The organism is Serratia sp. CY43202, assembly GCF_052168755.1.
In the GTDB taxonomy this organism is placed as follows: Bacteria; Pseudomonadota; Gammaproteobacteria; order Enterobacterales; family Enterobacteriaceae; genus Serratia; species Serratia bockelmannii.
On the sequence record NZ_JBJNMB010000007.1, the window covers coordinates 25891 to 40891 of the forward strand.

14 protein-coding genes, 6 tRNA genes and 2 other RNA genes are annotated in these 15001 nt (G+C 56.5%); 21 read left to right on the top strand and 1 reads right to left on the bottom strand.

Translation table 11 applies throughout. The annotated features are described in order from the left end of the window. Positions 1–47: 47 nt before the first annotated feature. Positions 48–1946 carry a bifunctional metallophosphatase/5'-nucleotidase gene (locus ACJ8J5_RS15400; protein ID WP_414105068.1) on the bottom strand — a complete coding sequence of 633 codons (1899 nt, stop codon included), beginning with the start codon at positions 1944–1946 and terminating at the stop codon, positions 48–50. Between the two features lie 683 nt (positions 1947–2629). Between ACJ8J5_RS15400 and cydA the strand changes: the two genes are divergently transcribed. The 21 genes from cydA (at position 2630) to pnuC (ending at position 14966) form a co-directional block, all read left to right on the top strand. Then, complete coding sequence (gene cydA, locus ACJ8J5_RS15405; protein WP_019454034.1) at positions 2630–4198, top strand: cytochrome ubiquinol oxidase subunit I; 1569 nt, start codon at positions 2630–2632, stop codon at positions 4196–4198. 14 nt (positions 4199–4212) lie between these two features. After that, on the top strand, positions 4213–5352 hold the full coding sequence (gene cydB, locus ACJ8J5_RS15410; RefSeq protein ID WP_019454033.1) for a cytochrome d ubiquinol oxidase subunit II: 1140 nt from the start codon (positions 4213–4215) through the stop codon (positions 5350–5352). A 17-nt stretch (positions 5353–5369) separates the two neighbouring features. Further along, the gene (gene cydX / locus ACJ8J5_RS15415; protein ID WP_004939868.1) at positions 5370–5483 is read left to right on the top strand and encodes a cytochrome bd-I oxidase subunit CydX; all 114 of its coding nucleotides are present in this window, start codon (positions 5370–5372) and stop codon (positions 5481–5483) included. Further along, a complete protein-coding gene (ybgE, locus tag ACJ8J5_RS15420; protein WP_025301885.1) occupies positions 5483–5779 on the top strand; it encodes a cyd operon protein YbgE in 297 nt (98 codons plus the stop codon). Before cydX ends, ybgE begins: the two co-directional genes overlap by 1 nt. Before the next feature lie 130 nt (positions 5780–5909). Then, complete coding sequence (ybgC, locus tag ACJ8J5_RS15425; protein WP_025160034.1) at positions 5910–6314, top strand: tol-pal system-associated acyl-CoA thioesterase; 405 nt, start codon at positions 5910–5912, stop codon at positions 6312–6314. Next, positions 6311–6994 carry a Tol-Pal system protein TolQ gene (gene tolQ, locus ACJ8J5_RS15430; RefSeq protein ID WP_004939862.1) on the top strand — a complete coding sequence of 228 codons (684 nt, stop codon included), beginning with the start codon at positions 6311–6313 and terminating at the stop codon, positions 6992–6994. Before ybgC ends, tolQ begins: the two co-directional genes overlap by 4 nt. Before the next feature lie 12 nt (positions 6995–7006). Beyond that, positions 7007–7435 carry a colicin uptake protein TolR gene (gene tolR, locus ACJ8J5_RS15435; RefSeq protein ID WP_004939859.1) on the top strand — a complete coding sequence of 143 codons (429 nt, stop codon included), beginning with the start codon at positions 7007–7009 and terminating at the stop codon, positions 7433–7435. Positions 7436–7516: 81 nt separating this feature from the next. Continuing rightward, the gene (gene tolA, locus ACJ8J5_RS15440) at positions 7517–8743 is read left to right on the top strand and encodes a cell envelope integrity protein TolA (protein ID WP_025301886.1); all 1227 of its coding nucleotides are present in this window, start codon (positions 7517–7519) and stop codon (positions 8741–8743) included. Positions 8744–8879: 136 nt separating this feature from the next. After that, positions 8880–10172, top strand: a complete 1293-nt coding sequence (gene tolB, locus ACJ8J5_RS15445; RefSeq protein WP_025301887.1) for a Tol-Pal system beta propeller repeat protein TolB — start codon at positions 8880–8882, stop codon at positions 10170–10172. Between the two features lie 44 nt (positions 10173–10216). After that, entirely contained in the window at positions 10217–10726 is a 510-nt protein-coding gene (gene pal / locus ACJ8J5_RS15450; protein WP_025160033.1) for a peptidoglycan-associated lipoprotein Pal, read from the top strand. 9 nt (positions 10727–10735) lie between these two features. Continuing rightward, a complete protein-coding gene (cpoB, locus tag ACJ8J5_RS15455) occupies positions 10736–11530 on the top strand; it encodes a cell division protein CpoB (RefSeq protein WP_414105069.1) in 795 nt (264 codons plus the stop codon). A 178-nt stretch (positions 11531–11708) separates the two neighbouring features. Further along, positions 11709–11784, top strand: a tRNA-Lys gene (locus ACJ8J5_RS15460). Between the two features lie 131 nt (positions 11785–11915). Beyond that, positions 11916–11991: transfer RNA gene (locus tag ACJ8J5_RS15465), tRNA-Val, on the top strand. 7 nt (positions 11992–11998) lie between these two features. After that, positions 11999–12074, top strand: a tRNA-Lys gene (locus tag ACJ8J5_RS15470). Between the two features lie 15 nt (positions 12075–12089). Further along, positions 12090–12214: non-coding RNA, RtT sRNA (locus ACJ8J5_RS15475), on the top strand. 151 nt (positions 12215–12365) lie between these two features. Continuing rightward, positions 12366–12441, top strand: a tRNA-Lys gene (locus ACJ8J5_RS15480). A 35-nt stretch (positions 12442–12476) separates the two neighbouring features. Then, a tRNA-Val gene (locus ACJ8J5_RS15485) sits at positions 12477–12552 on the top strand. A 6-nt stretch (positions 12553–12558) separates the two neighbouring features. Beyond that, positions 12559–12634 (top strand) — tRNA-Lys (locus ACJ8J5_RS15490). A gap of 76 nt (positions 12635–12710) precedes the next feature. Further along, positions 12711–12835: non-coding RNA, RtT sRNA (locus ACJ8J5_RS15495), on the top strand. A 323-nt stretch (positions 12836–13158) separates the two neighbouring features. Next, the gene (nadA, locus tag ACJ8J5_RS15500) at positions 13159–14220 is read left to right on the top strand and encodes a quinolinate synthase NadA (protein WP_414105070.1); all 1062 of its coding nucleotides are present in this window, start codon (positions 13159–13161) and stop codon (positions 14218–14220) included. A 20-nt stretch (positions 14221–14240) separates the two neighbouring features. Then, a complete protein-coding gene (gene pnuC, locus ACJ8J5_RS15505) occupies positions 14241–14966 on the top strand; it encodes a nicotinamide riboside transporter PnuC (protein ID WP_060432602.1) in 726 nt (241 codons plus the stop codon). Positions 14967–15001 lie beyond the last annotated feature (35 nt).

The following is a 15001-nucleotide window of genomic DNA, read 5'->3' on the forward strand; positions in this document are numbered from 1 at the left end:
TCGACATGTTTGGCCACCCATTGGGTGGCCTTTTTTATGGGGGAAGATCAGAAATCGTTGAGTGCTTTGATCAGCGCGATCCGATCCTGCAGGCGGCGCTGTTGCACCGGATCCGCGGCGGTTTGCCGCTGTTTTTCCAGCGAGGTGAGGGCGGTGCGGTAATCGTCGGCGTTGCGGAACAGCGCGTCTTTGACGTTGATCGAGGCGACGTTGGTGTAGCGGCCATCGTCGGTGGTCGGCACCTGGATAACGCCTTCATTGAGCAGCCGTTTGACGATCGCCCGCTGCGGTTCGTACCCCTCCATGCCGACCAGCTTCCAGCGCTGCGGCGTCACGCCCTGATACTGGCCGTGTTTCACTTCCGCCAGGTAGCGCAGAGCCAGGTGGCGAATGGTGCCTTCTTCTTCACCGTATTGCGCTTTGCTGTCAAACAGCACCGGGAAGGATTGCCCCTCCAACGCGCCGCCCTTTTGCGTCAGGTGGCCCATGCGGTAACTGTTCATGCCCAGGCGGATCGGCATGTCGTCGGTGACCGGTGTGCCGTCCGCCAGGCGCAGATCGACGATGCGCGAACCGGCGGGCTGGCGCAGATCGATGGTGTAAGTGACGCCGTCGAAGAAATCGTTGGTGGAATATTTGGACGATCGCCGCGCCGGGTTAAAGCTGTAGGTGACGTCGCCCGGCTGCAGCTGATTGAAATAGTCGGCGGACCACTCCATGTAGCGTTTAAGCGCTTTGCCGTTGAGCTGATAAACGGTGATCTCGCCGCCGGCGTATTGGTAGTTAAAGGCGATGTCCTTGGCCTTGATGTCGCCGACGTTCAATTTGGCGCGATCGTTGTCGATCTGCAGGGCGATCACCTGAGCCAGCGGCGCATAGTGGCGGGCGGCCTGCTGGAACAGCGCGCTGATGCCGGTATCCTGCACGTGAACCTGGGGAATGCCGCGAAACTCGTCGGCGGGCACCAGATCGCTGCCGCTCAGCTTCGCCACGACCCGGTTGGCGTTGGCGCGCAAAATGTCATGGTACGGCTGGTAGAGCGCTTGCATGGCGCTGTCCGGCGCCAGCCCTTTGATCGGGTAGGTGTAGCTGTTTTTGTCGATCAGCGTGAATTTGCCGTCGCGGCGTTCAAACTGCAGGTCGATGCGCGACAGCGCGCGGCCGTATTTATCCGGCTCGGTGATGATGACGCCGTTAACCACCGCTTTGTCGATCTTAACATGCATGTGGCCGGCGACGATCGCCGCCAGCTCCGGGTTGGCGTTGGCGATGTCGGCCACGCCGGTGCCGGGGCGCTGGTTCTCGTTGTCGATGCCCATATGCGCCACTAGCACGATGGCGTCGACCTGGCCGTCGATTTGCCTGATGACCTGTTTCACCGCCTGCACCGGATCGGTGAAGTTCAACCCTTTGATGCGATCGGTGCCCTTGGCGAATTCCGCGGTCATCGGCGTGTCCATGCCGATAATGCCAATTTTCACCCCCTGGCGTTCGACGATGGTGTAGGCCGGCAGGTAGGGCTTGCCGCTGTCCCAGACGATATTGCCCGCCAGCGCCGCGCCTTTGAACTGCTTGAGCGGCGTAGCCAGCACCGGTAGGCCGAAGTCGAACTCGTGGTTACCCATCACCCAGACATCATAATTGAGCGCGTTGAGGCCCAGCATCATCGGGCTGACGGCCTCATGCTTGAAGGTTTCGACGAAATTGCCCTGAATGGTGTCGCCGGCGTCCACCAGGATCAGGTTGGGCTGCTCGGCCCGCACCTGTTTGACCTGAGTGGCTATCTGGCTCAGGCTGCCCGCCAGATTTTCCGTGTCGCTGGCGTAGTCCCAGGGCACGAAAGTGCCGTGCAGATCGGAAGTACCCAGCAAGGTGATATTTACCGTTTCGGCGGCCATGACGTTTCCCGAGAGTCCCAATACAGAGGCAAAGATGATTTTTTTCATAAGTTATTGTCACTCAATGTAATTTTAACATTAGTGGTCATTTTGCTACAAAATCGCAACCTTTACGATCCCATCGCGAGAAATAGACTAATATTGGAGAGAGATTTGTTGTTTTGTGACTGCTATCACTGTCACGGCTTATTGGAAATAAAAGGTTAATTATGTCGCATAATAAGCGCGTAATAATACAATGGCGGCTCTTTTAAATTACATTTATTTAACACAAAAATATCATTAAAAAACAATTAAACCATTGCGCAACATGACCCTAAGAAAATTATGCGAAATGTGCTGATGAATATGGAAATAAGATGCGGATAGGCTTAAATTGTCTCAGATCAAATTAGCCCGAAGTACCTCTTTCGGCTAAGATTTGACCTGTAACCAAAAGTCTAACCCACGTCACGTAAAAACCTATTTATTGTGTGGGATTGGGCGAGTATCATCCATGTTGTGATTATGGATGGTTGATCTTGTTGCATTTGTTACCCGTTGTCGGTTTTCAGTGGCGTGCTTGTCGAGGGCCCGAGGGGCTATTGGCCGAGTGTGCGGTTGAAAGCGGAGAAGCTGGATCAAATTTGTTGTGTTTAAGGGCATTCACTGCGGGGCGTTACTGGCAGCTTTGAAAGAAGCGTGCCGATAACCGCGTGTCGGAGTCTTCCTGCGAGGAGCAAGGAGTCAAGATGTTTGATATTGTCGAACTGTCGCGCTTACAGTTTGCTTTAACGGCGATGTACCATTTCTTATTTGTCCCATTAACGCTCGGTATGGCGTTCTTGCTGGCAATTATGGAAACGGTATATGTCCTGTCTGGCAAACAAATTTATAAAGACATGACCAAATTCTGGGGAAAGTTATTTGCGATTAACTTTGCTCTGGGTGTGGCCACCGGTTTGACCATGGAGTTCCAGTTCGGGACTAACTGGTCGTATTTCTCTCACTACGTCGGCGATATCTTCGGGGCCCCTCTGGCTATCGAAGGTCTGATGGCGTTCTTCCTTGAATCGACGCTGGTCGGCCTGTTCTTCTTCGGCTGGGATCGTCTGAGCAAGGTGCAGCACATGGCGGTAACCTGGTTCGTGGCCCTCGGCTCCAACCTGTCCGCGCTGTGGATCCTGGTCGCCAACGGCTGGATGCAGAACCCGATCGCTTCGGATTTCAACTTCGAAACCATGCGCATGGAGATGGTCAGCTTCTCCGAACTGGTGCTTAACCCGGTTGCGCAGGTGAAATTCGTTCACACCGTGGCTTCCGGCTACACCTGCGGCGCGATGTTCGTGCTGGGTATCAGTTCCTACTATCTGCTGAAAGGCCGCGACATCGCCTTTGCCAAGCGCTCCTTCGCCATCGCTGCCAGCTTTGGTATGGCTGCCATTCTGTCCGTTATCGTTCTGGGTGATGAATCCGGCTACGAAATGGGCGACGTGCAGAAAACCAAACTGGCCGCTATCGAAGCGGAATGGGACACTCAGCCGGCGCCGGCCTCCTTCACCCTGTTCGGCATTCCCGATCAGGACAAGATGGAAAACTCCTTCTCTATTCAGATCCCGTATGCGCTTGGCCTGATCGCCACCCGCTCCACGGACACTCAGGTCACCGGCCTGAAAGATCTGATGGCGCAGCATGAAGTGCGTATCCGCAACGGGATGAAAGCCTACCAGCTGCTGGAAGAGCTGCGCGGCGGCAATACCGATCCTGCGGTGCGTGCCGAATTCAACAAAACCAAGCAAGACCTGGGCTACGGCATGTTGCTGAAGCGCTATACCCCGAACGTCACCGACGCGACGGAAGCGCAAATCCAGCTGGCGACCAAGGACTCCATTCCGCGCGTGGCGCCGCTGTACTTCGCCTTCCGCATCATGGTGGCCTGTGGCGTGATCATGCTGTTGATCATCGGCCTGTCGTTCTGGAACGTGATCCGCGGCCGCATCGGCCAGAAAAAATGGCTGCACCGCGCGGCGCTGTACGGTTTGCCGCTGCCTTGGATCGCGATCGAGTCGGGTTGGTTCGTGGCGGAATACGGCCGTCAACCGTGGGCGATTGGTGAGGTGCTGCCGACGGCGGTCGCCAACTCTTCGCTGACCGCGGGCGACATTCTGTTCTCAATGGGGCTGATCTGCGGCTTGTACACCCTGTTCCTGGTGGCTGAATTGTACCTGATGTTCAAGTTTGCGCGTCTGGGTCCAAGCAGCCTGAAAACCGGCCGCTATCACTTTGAACAACCGACTGCCGCCGTGCAGGAAGCGCGCTAAACAGGAGTCCACGTATGTTTGACTATGAAGTACTGCGATTTATTTGGTGGGTCCTGGTTGGCGTTCTGCTGATCGGCTTCGCCGTCACCGACGGTTTCGACATGGGCGTCGGCATTCTGGTGCGCATCATCGGCAAAACCGACACCGAGCGTCGGGTGATGATTAACTCCATCGCTCCGCACTGGGACGGTAACCAGGTGTGGCTGATCACCGCCGGCGGCGCGCTGTTCGCCGCCTGGCCGATGGTCTACGCAGCGGCCTTCTCCGGCTTCTACGTCGCCATGATCCTGGTGCTGGCCGCCTTGTTCTTCCGCCCGGTCGGTTTCGACTACCGTTCCAAGCTGGAGAGCAGCCGCTGGCGCAACATGTGGGACTGGGGCATCTTCATCGGCTCCTTCGTGCCTGCAGTGGTATTCGGCGTGGCGTTCGGTAACCTGCTGCAGGGCGTGCCGTTCCACATGGACGAGTACATGCGCCTGTTCTACACCGGCAACTTCTTCCAACTGCTGAACCCGTTCGGTCTGTTGGCGGGCGTGGTCAGCCTGACCATGCTGGTCACTCAGGGCGCGACCTACCTGCAAATGCGCACCACCGGCGAGATCCACCTGCGTTCACGCGCTGCGGCACAGATCGCGACGCTGATCATGGCGGTATGTTTCCTGCTGGCGGGCGTATGGCTGGTGAAAGGCATCGACGGCTTCGTTGTGACGTCGGCGTTGGACACCCTGGCGGAATCCAACCCGATGCGTAAAGAAGTGGCGCATCAGGCCGGTGCCTGGCTGATCAACTTCAACAAGTATCCGCTGCTGTGGGCCTTGCCTGCGCTGGGCGTGGTGCTGCCGTTGTTCACCATCCTGTTCTCGCGTCTGGAGAAGGGCGCGCTGGCGTTCGTCACCTCGTCGCTGACCATCGCCTGCGTCATCCTCACCGCCGGGGTCACCATGTTCCCGTTCGTGATGCCGTCGAGCACCGTGCCTAACGTCAGCCTGACCATGTGGGATGCGACCTCGAGCCTGTTGACGCTGAAAGTGATGACCGTCGTGGCGGCGATCTTCGTGCCTATCGTTTTGGCGTACACCAGCTGGTCGTACTACAAAATGTTCGGTCGCCTCGACAAGAACTACATCGAAAACAACAAGCACTCGCTGTACTAAGGATAAGGAGCTAAACCATGTGGTATTTTGCCTGGATTCTCGGAACGCTTCTTGCCTGCGCCTTCGGCATTATCACGGCGCTGGCGCTTGAGCAGAGCGAAGCGACCAAAGCTCAGCAAGACGGTAAGTGATGAGCTCGTCCGTGATTGACAAGCTGTACGCTGTCACCGACAAGGGCCCGATCCGGGCCCTTTCCCTGGTGCTGGCGTTGATTTTGGCGGGGTGCGTGTTCTGGGATCCGACGCGTTTCGCCGCCAAAACCAGCTCGCTGGAGATTTGGGAAGGGCTGTTGCTGATTTGGGCGGTGTGCGCCGGGGTGATCCACGGTTTCGGATTCCGCCCACAGCGCAGCGTCTGGCGCGCTTTTTTCGCGCCGCTTCCCGCCATTGTGATCTTGTTCGCAGGATTACTTTACGTTTCTTTATAATCTCCCCGATGTCCCCTTGTTATGGGCCCTCACGGCCCATAATTATTTTCATTCCCATCTTGTAACCCATTCCCAACCCGATCCGTCTTGCGTATAGTAGCAGCGTTAAATTGCATTGCTGGGAAGTAGAGTGAGTAATACGTTGTTTCGATGGCCGGTTCGCGTTTACTACGAGGATACCGATGCCAGTGGTGTGGTCTATCACGCCCGCTACGTCGCCTTTTTTGAAAGAGCGCGCACAGAGATGCTGCGTCAGCACAACTTTCATCAACAGCAGCTGCTCAGTGAACAAGTCGCTTTTGTCGTCCGGCGCATGACGGTGGATTATCTGGCTCCGGCTCGTCTCGACGAGCAACTGGAGGTCCAGAGCGAAATCACCTGTCTGCGCGGGGCTTCTCTCACGTTTGCTCAACGCATTGTCAATTCTGACGGGGCCCTACTGAGCCAGGCAGATGTCCTGATTGCCTGTATTGATCCACACCAAATGAAGCCAAGAGCGCTTCCTAAGTCTATTGTCGCGGAGTTTAAGCAGTGACTGACATGAACATCCTAGATTTATTCTTGAAGGCGAGCCTGCTGGTTAAGCTTATCATGTTGATTTTGATATGCTTCTCGGTAGCTTCTTGGGCGATCATCATTCAGCGCACCCGCATCCTCAATGCGGCGACGCGTGACGCCGAAGCCTTTGAAGACAAATTCTGGTCCGGTATCGAGCTTTCCCGTCTGTACCAGGAAAGTCAGGCGCGTCGCGATAGCCTGACCGGTTCCGAGCAGATCTTCCATTCCGGCTTCAAAGAGTTCGCTCGCCTGCACCGCGCCAACAACCATGCGCCGGAGTCGGTGATCGAAGGGGCGTCGCGCGCGATGCGCATTTCGATGAACCGCGAGCTGGAAACGCTGGAAACCCATATTCCGTTCCTCGGCACCGTCGGTTCGATCAGCCCGTACATCGGCCTGTTCGGCACCGTGTGGGGGATCATGCACGCCTTTATCGCGCTGGGCGCGGTGAAACAAGCCACGCTGCAGATGGTAGCGCCGGGTATCGCCGAAGCGCTGATCGCCACCGCGATCGGTCTGTTCGCCGCTATCCCGGCGGTAATGGCCTACAACCGTCTCAACCAGCGCGTCAACAAGCTTGAGCAGAATTACGACAACTTTATGGAAGAGTTCACCGCTATTCTGCATCGTCAGGCCTTCTCCAGCGACAGCAAATAAGTAGGAGGTAGCATGGCGAGAGTACGTGGACGTAGTCGGCGCGAGCTGAAGTCCGAAATTAACATCGTTCCGCTGCTCGACGTGTTGCTGGTGCTGCTGCTGATCTTTATGGCAACCGCGCCAATCATCACGCAGAGCGTGGAGGTTGACCTGCCGGACGCCACCGATTCCAAAACGGTGTCCAGCGATGACAATCCGCCGGTGATCCTTGAGGTTTCCGGCGTAGGTCAATACACCCTGGTGGTGGACCATAACCGTATGGAGCTGCTGCCGCCTGAGCAAGTCGCGGCCGAAGCCAAGTCGCGTTTGGCGGCTAACCCGAAAACGGTCTTTTTGATCGGCGGTGCGAAGGAAGTCCCTTACGATGAGATTATTAAGGCATTGAATATTCTCCATCAGGCGGGCGTGGCTTCCGTGGGGCTGATGACCCAGCCGATCTGACCGTGAGGCGAACGGCAACCCGGTTCCTGCGCTGCGGCCCAGGAACCCCGTATAAGCAACACCAGTTTTTGGGAATCTATTTTGGTAAAGGCAACTGAGCAAAACGATAAGCTGAACCGCGCCGTTATTGTTTCGGTCGTTCTGCACTTCATATTGATTGCCCTGCTGATTTGGGGATCGCTGCAGGAAAAGGTCGACATGGGCGCCGGCGGTGGCGGTGATGGCACCGTGGTGGGCGCAGTGATGGTCGATCCTGGCGCGGTGGTGGAGCAATACAACCGCCAGCAGCAGCAGAGCAACGATGCGCAGCGTGCCGAGAAGCAGCGCCAGAAAAAGGCGGAGCAACAGGCCGAAGAGCTTCAGCAGAAGCAGGCGGAGCAGCAGCAGCGCCTGAAGGAGCTGGAGAAAGAGCGTTTGGCGGCGCAGGAGAAAGCTGCGCAGGACGCCAAGGCGCAGGCTGAGCAACAGCAGAAGGCAGCGGAGCAGCAGAAACAGGCCGCCGAGCAGCAAAAAGCGGCGGAAGCCGCCGCAGCCAAGGCCAAAGAGCAACAGAAGGTCGCCGAAGCCGCCGCCGCCAAGGCGAAGGCCGAAGCGGAAAAGGTCGCCAAGGCACAGGCGGACGCGCAGAAGAAAGCCGAAGCGGAAGCCAAGAAAGAAGCGGCCGCCGCTGCCGCCGCCAAGAAACAGGCGGAAGAGGCGAAGAAAGCCGCAGCTGCCGCCGCAGAGCAAAAAGCCGCAGAGGCCGCGGAGAAGAAAGCGGCCGCTGAAGCCGAGAAAAAAGCCGCAGCGGAAGCCGAGAAGAAGGCTGCCGCTGAGGCAGAGAAGAAAGCGGCCGCCGCTGAGAAAGCTGCGGCAGCCAAGAAAGCCGCTGCGGACGCCAAGAAGAAGGCCGCCGCTGAGGCTGCGAAACAATCGGATGAAGTGAGCGATCTGTTTGGCGGCCTGGCGGACGGCAAGAACGCGCCGAAGGGCGGCGGTGCCAAATCGAAAGGTGATGGTAAACCGGCCGGGCAGGGCAATGCCAAGGCGGCAGGCGCCAGCGGGGCGGATATCAATGGTTATATTGGGCAGGTTAAAAACGCGATTGAAAGCAAGTTCTATGACGCCAGTTCGTTCGCCGGAAAAACCTGTGACCTGCGTATCAAGCTGGCGCCGGACGGCCTGCTGATAAGTGTACAACCGGCGGGAGGCGATCCGGCATTGTGCCAGGCCGCGGTATCTGCCGCCAAGTTGGCGCATATACCGAAGCCGCCGAGCGATGCCGTTTATCAGCATGTTAAGAATGCTACCCTTGAATTCAAACCTTAATAATGGTTGTTTGAGCTGAGTAAGATCACAGGGATGTACTAAGGTAACCAACAGGGATTATGTAGTTTTACGTAAGTTGGTTTGTTAAAATTCTGCTAATTTATCGCAGGCATCCCGCCTGGATAAGGGAGATGAGATGAAGCAGGCATTTCGAGTAGCGCTAGGTTTTTTAATTCTGTGGGCGTCCGTGCTGCACGCGGAAGTTCGCATTGAAATCACCCAAGGGGTCGACTCCGCTCGCCCGATTGGCGTGGTGCCGTTTAAGTGGGCGGGCCCAGGCACGCCGCCGGAAGATATCGGCAAGATTGTCGGCGCGGATCTGCGCAACAGCGGCAAATTCAACCCGATCGACGTGGCGCGCATGCCGCAGCAACCGACCTCCGCGTCTGAAGTGACGCCGGCGGCCTGGACTGCATTGGGCATCGACGCCGTGGTTGTTGGCCAGGTTCAGCCTGGCGCCGACGGCAGCTACCTGATCTCCTACCAGCTGGTGGACACCTCGGGTTCGCCGGGCACCGTATTGGCGCAGAACCAGTATAAAGTGACCAAACAGTGGTTGCGTTATTCTGCCCATACCGCCAGCGACGAAGTGTTCGAGAAGCTGACCGGCATTAAGGGCGCGTTCCGTACCCGTATCGCCTACGTCGTGCAGACCAACGGGGGGAAATTCCCGTATGAGCTGCGCGTAGCGGATTACGACGGTTACAACCAGTTCACGGTGCACCGTTCGCCTGAGCCGCTGATGTCGCCGGCCTGGTCGCCGGACGGCAGCAAACTGGCTTACGTGACCTTCGAGAGCGGCCGTTCCGCGCTGGTGGTACAGACCCTGGCTAACGGCGCTATCCGCCAGATCGCCTCGTTCCCGCGCCACAACGGTGCGCCGGCGTTCTCTCCGGACGGCAGCAGGCTGGCGTTCGCGCTGTCCAAGAGCGGTAGCCTGAACCTGTACGTGATGAACCTCGGCTCCGGCCAAATCACGCAGCTGACCGATGGTCGCAACAACAACACCGAACCGACCTGGTTCCCGGATGGCCAGTCTCTGGCGTTTACCTCCGACCAGGGCGGGCGTCCGCAGATTTATAAAATCAGCGCCAGCGGCGGTGCCGCACAGCGTCTGACGTGGGAAGGCTCTCAGAACCAGGATTCTGAAGTTAGCTCCGACGGTAAATTCCTGGTGATGGTGAGCACCAACAGTGGTGCACAACACATCGCCAAACAAGATCTTGGATCGGGCGCCGTTCAGGTTTTGACCGGCACCTTCCTGGATGAAACGCCTAGTATTGCGCCAAACGGCACCATGGTGATCTATAGCTCCACGCAAGGTATGGGCTCCGTGCTGCAGTTGGTGTCAACTGATGGGCGTTTCAAAGCGCGTCTTCCGGCAACTGATGGACAGGTCAAATTCCCTGCCTGGTCGCCGTATCTGTGATGCATGTGTAAATATGTATGGCAAACTATAAAAGGATCAAAGAAATGCAACTGAACAAAGTGCTGAAAGGGCTTCTGCTGGCACTGCCAGTTCTGGCTGTAGCAGCTTGTAGTTCTAACAAAAGCGCGAACAACGACCAATCTGGTATGGGCGCTGGCACTGGTATGGAAAACGGCAGCAGCAACCTGTCTTCCGAAGAACAAGCTCGTCTGCAGATGCAAGAACTGCAGAAGAACAACATCGTTTACTTCGGCCTGGACAAGTATGACGTTAGCTCCGAATTCGCTCAGATGCTGGACGCGCACGCTGCATTCCTGCGTAACAACCCGTCTTACAAAGTGACCGTTGAAGGCCACGCTGACGAACGCGGCACGCCGGAATACAACATCGCTCTGGGTGAGCGCCGTGCTAACGCCGTTAAAATGTACCTGCAGGGTAAAGGCGTTTCCGCTGACCAGATCTCTATCGTTTCTTACGGTAAAGAAAAACCAGCAGTACTGGGCCACGACGAAGCGGCTTATGCTAAAAACCGTCGTGCCGTTCTGGTTTACTAAGAGAATCGCATGAACAGTAACTTCAGACGTCACCTGTTGAGTCTGTCGTTACTGGTTGGCGTAGCGGCCCCCTGGGCCGCTACTGCCCAAGCGCCAATCAGTAATGTCGGCTCCGGCTCGGTCGAAGACCGCGTCACCTCGCTTGAGCGCATCAGCAATGCTCAAGGCCAGCTTTTAAACCAACTCCAGCAACAACTCTCTGATAACCAACGCGACATTGATTCTCTCCGTGGGCAAATCCAGGAAAGTCAGTATCAGTTGAATCAGGTGGTTGAACGCCAGAAGCAAATCTATCAGCAGATGGATAGCCTCAGCCAGGGCGGCGCTCAGAGCGCCTCTGCGGCCGCGGGCGCTACCGGTGGGGCAGCCGCAGGCGCATCTTCCGATGCGGGCAGCAGCGCGCCTGCAGCCGCGTCTGCAACGCCGAGCGGCGGTGATGAGAACAGCGACTACAACGCCGCTGTTTCTCTGGCGCTGGAAAAAAAACAGTATGACCAGGCGATTTCTGCCTTTCAGTCCTTCGTAAAACAGTACCCGAAGTCTACCTATCAGCCCAACGCCAACTATTGGCTGGGTCAGTTGTTCTACAACAAGGGTAAAAAGGACGACGCGGCCTACTATTTTGCGGTGGTGGTGAAGAATTACGCTAAATCACCGAAGGCGCCGGACGCCATGTACAAGGTGGGTATCATCATGCAGGAGAAAGGGCAGGCCGATAAAGCCAAAGCCGTGTTCCAGCAGGTGATTAAACAATACCCAACCAGTGCGGCGGCCAAACAGGCGAAAAGTCGTGTAGGCGGTTAATAGTCAGAAAAATGAGCCCAGAAGTTAGTCGATTTGACCGATTTCTGGGCTCATTCGCGTGAAGAACAAGCAGTTGAACGCATCGGTAAAAAATTTAGGTTGCGCTGCCAAGATAAATTAGTAATATATGCCGCCGTTGCCAAGACATCTTGCAAGATGTTAAAGCGGCAGGGAAATTGGGTCGTTAGCTCAGTTGGTAGAGCAGTTGACTTTTAATCAATTGGTCGCAGGTTCGAATCCTGCACGACCCACCAATTTTGAAGCAAGAAATGAAGTGGAATCGGGAAGGATAACATCACGAAGTGATGGCCCGTCAGGGCGAGGCTAAAGGCCGAGTCATCCTGCACGACCCACCAATTTCTGAAGTAGCAGTAACCACAACAGTGGGTGATTAGCTCAGTTGGTAGAGCATCTCCTTTACACGGAGGGGGTCGGCGGTTCGAGCCCGTCATCACCCACCACTGTTATGGGTCGTTAGCTCAGTTGGTAGAGCAGTTGACTTTTAATCAATTGGTCGCAGGTTCGAATCCTGCACGACCCACCATTCTTCGCGAATGGCTGCGATAGAGAATCGTAAAGGATGAGAACCGTAAAGGTTCGAGTCTCGCGCAGCGAGACAACATCACTCCGGTGATGGCCCGCAAGGGCGAGGCCAAAGGCCGAGTTATCCTGCACGACCCACCATTCTTTAAGAATGGCAGCTTCAGAATCGGTTTGATGTGGCAAGTAAAGGTCCGAGTCGAGTACCCGTCGAGTTGTCCTGAACATCCCCATCCTTGTTTTCCGCGAGTCGGTTCCAATAACCTATTCGCCATCAGCAGTAAACCACATCAGTGGGTCGTTAGCTCAGTTGGTAGAGCAGTTGACTTTTAATCAATTGGTCGCAGGTTCGAATCCTGCACGACCCACCACTCTTTGAGAGTGAAAATAGCAGTACCACAGCAGTGGGTGATTAGCTCAGTTGGTAGAGCATCTCCTTTACACGGAGGGGGTCGGCGGTTCGAGCCCGTCATCACCCACCACACTGCGGGTCGTTAGCTCAGTTGGTAGAGCAGTTGACTTTTAATCAATTGGTCGCAGGTTCGAATCCTGCACGACCCACCAATTCAGAAAAAAGCGCCTTTTGGCGCTTTTTTCGCATCTGCGCCCACCTGACTCTACCTTTATCTTCTTGCTGACATAGCCCACTGAGTCGTGCGGGTGAGATCCTGCGTTCAGGTTCGAGCATCGCGCAGCGATACGACAACGCGCAGCGTTGCCCGTAGGGTGAGGCCACAGGCCGAATCAATCCTGCACGACCCACCCATTCAGAAAAAAGCGCCTTTTGGCGCTTTTTTCGCATCTGCGTCATCGCAATCTAAATCCGCTGCTTTCTCGTTTCAACACCACACCGATCGTCATCCCGCTCTTTTCTGAACGGCTATACGTTCTCGCCAGGCTGTTAATCCGCTGTGAACTGCGCGGTAACGCCTGTTTTTTTAATTCATTAAACAATAGGTGCGCAAATATGAAAATATCAGCGGACTTTTCGCGCAGTTTTAGGTATTTTGTTTAGTATATAAAACGAAGGGCGTTGCGGCAGGCGATATTCACGCGGCAGGCGCCCAGCCTAGCATGAGATTGCAGCGATGAGTGAAATGTTTGATGTCAACGCGACGGTGTATCCCTTCCCGCCTAAACCGGTACCGCTGGACGTAGCCGAAAAAGCCTTTTATCGCGAGAAGATAAAAACCCTGCTCAAGCAGCGCAATGCGGTGATGGTCGCCCACTATTATACCGATCCGGAAATCCAGGCGCTGGCGGAAGAAACCGGCGGCTGCGTGGCGGATTCGCTGGAAATGGCGCGCTTCGGCAGCGCCCATCCGGCTTCCACGCTGTTGGTGGCCGGCGTGCGTTTCATGGGGGAAACCGCCAAAATCCTCAGCCCGGAAAAGCAGGTGCTGATGCCGACGCTGTTTGCCGAATGTTCGCTGGATCTGGGCTGCCCGGAAGAGGAGTTTCATGCGTTTTGCGACAGCCATCCCGATCGCACCGTGGTGGTCTATGCGAACACTTCGGCGGCGGTCAAAGCGCGCGCTGACTGGGTGGTGACCTCCAGCATCGCCGTCGAATTGATCGAGCATCTGGATAGCCTGGGCGAGAAGATCATCTGGGCGCCGGATCGTCATCTCGGCAGCTACGTGCAGAAGCAGACCGGCGCTGACGTGTTGTGTTGGCAAGGCGCCTGCATTGTCCATGACGAGTTCAAGACCCAGGCGCTGCGGCGCATGAAGGCGCTTTATCCGCAGGCGGCGATCCTGGTGCATCCCGAATCGCCTCAGGCGGTGGTCGAGCTGGCGGATGCGGTGGGCTCTACCAGCCAACTGATCCAGGCGGCGAAAACATTGCCGTATCAACAGCTGATTGTCGCCACCGATCGCGGTATCTTTTACAAGATGCAGCAGGCCTGCCCGGACAAAGAGTTATTCGAAGCACCGACCGCCGGAGAAGGCGCGACCTGCCGCAGCTGCGCGCATTGCCCGTGGATGGCGATGAATGGCCTGAAGGCAATTGCCGAAGGGCTGGAGCAGGGGGGCGCGCAGCATGAAATCCACGTGGACGCCGCGCTGCGTGAGAAGGCGCTGGTGCCGCTGAATCGCATGCTGGATTTCGCCGCTCAGCTTAAGATGCAGGTTAAAGGCAACGCTTAACCGTTTAAAAGGATGACCTCATGAGCTTTTTCAGTACCAGCAATATTCTGGTGCACATTCCGCTTGGTGCAGGCGGTTACGATCTGTCGTGGATCGAAGCTATCGGCACATTGTTCGGGTTGCTGTGCATCTGGTACGCCAGCAAGGAAAAAATCATCAACTACCTGTTCGGCCTGATCAACGTCACGCTGTTCGCGGTGATTTTCTTCCAGATCCAGCTGTACGCCAGCCTGCTGCTGCAGCTGTTTTTCTTCGGCGCCAATATTTACGGTTGGTATGCCTGGAGCCGCCAGACCCAGGATAATCAGGCCGAACTGCAGATCCGCTGGCTGCCGCTGCCGAAAGCGTTGGCCTGGGCGGCGGTCTGCGTCATCGGCATCGGCCTGATGACCTTTAACATCGACCGCGTGTTCGCCTGGCTGACGCAGGTTGCGGTGGCGGTGATGCAAGGGCTGGGGCTGAACGTGCAGATGCCGACGCTGCAGCCGGACGCGTTCCCGTTTTGGGATTCGGCGATGATGGTGCTCTCCATCGTGGCGATGATCCTGATGACGCGCAAGTACGTGGAAAACTGGCTGCTGTGGGTGGTTATTGATGTCATCAGCGTGGCGATCTTCGCCTACCAAGGGGTGTACGCGATGGCGCTGGAGTACGTCATTCTGACGCTGATCGCCCTGAACGGCTCCTGGCTGTGGATCAAGAGCGCCGGGCGCAACCATTCCAATCCGTTATCTTCCGCTCCTTAACAACGCAGAGGGCGCCGTGGTGGCGCCCTCTTGGC